We start from the raw sequence: 381 nt of genomic DNA, 5'->3' as shown, positions 1-381 counted from the left end.
TTACCGGGCTGCGTGCCCGTAGCCAGATCGCTGCATGGAGAGTTATGAAGCCTCGTTTCAAGGTTTTGCAGTTACAGCCGGACTACAACGTCAAGACCCATGACTTCGCGGACTTGGGTGAGCAAATCGTCAAATCCCTGCCGGCTGAGCGCTTCGAGGTGACCTCCGGATTTCTCAGCGGGCGTCCGCTGCCCGGCCAGCCCCTGAGCGTGGCCGAACACTCGCATTATTTCGAGCTGCCGGAGAAGTCCCTCAAGGGCATTCGCTTTGGCGCCATGTGGCAGATCTACAAGTACTGCCGCGAGCAGAAGTTCGACGTGGTCATCTGTAACCGCTTCAAGTCGGTGAACATGATGCTGTCGCTCAACCGCTGGTTGAAGA

The 381-nt window shown here is 57.5% G+C and carries 1 protein-coding gene; it reads left to right on the top strand.

Annotated features, from left to right (window positions below; translation table 11 throughout):
- Nucleotides 1-44: 44 nt before the first annotated feature.
- Nucleotides 45-381 (top strand): hypothetical protein (locus tag I6F28_RS37280; RefSeq protein ID WP_225143992.1); only part of this gene is annotated, 337 nt, incomplete at its 3' end.

The sequence above is a fragment of the Bradyrhizobium sp. NBAIM14 genome (assembly GCF_020193895.1).
GTDB lineage: Bacteria > Pseudomonadota > Alphaproteobacteria > Rhizobiales > Xanthobacteraceae > Bradyrhizobium > Bradyrhizobium yuanmingense.
This window is presented reverse-complemented; position numbering and strand designations above follow the sequence as displayed.